Consider the following 374-nt stretch of genomic DNA (forward strand, 5'->3'; position numbering starts at 1 on the left):
TTCGTGCGTCACGGCGTGACGGCGGAATCGCTGGCGGGGCTGAAGCCGGCGTTCTCGAAGGACGGTTCGGTGACGGCGGCGAACGCGTCGGGCCTGAACGACGGCGCGGCGGCGGTGCTGGTGATGTCGGCGCAGAAGGCGGCGGCGCTGGGCCTGACGCCGCTGGCGCGGATCAAGGCGTATGCGAACGCGGGCGTGGATCCGAGCGTGATGGGGATGGGCCCGGTGCCGGCGTCGCGCCGGTGCCTGGAGCGCGCGGGCTGGACGCCGGGCGACCTGGACCTGATGGAGATCAACGAGGCGTTCGCGGCGCAGGCGCTGGCGGTGCACAAGCAGATGGGCTGGGACACGTCGAAGGTGAACGTGAACGGCGG

1 pseudogene is annotated in these 374 nt (G+C 72.2%); it reads left to right on the plus strand.

Going from position 1 to position 374, the window contains the following annotated elements:
- Positions 1-374, plus strand: a pseudogene (locus KVT39_RS36610) (acetyl-CoA C-acetyltransferase); the annotation flags it as partial.

Source organism: Burkholderia sp. GbtcB21, assembly GCF_019091065.1.
GTDB classification, from domain to species: Bacteria; Pseudomonadota; Gammaproteobacteria; order Burkholderiales; family Burkholderiaceae; genus Burkholderia; species Burkholderia pyrrocinia_C.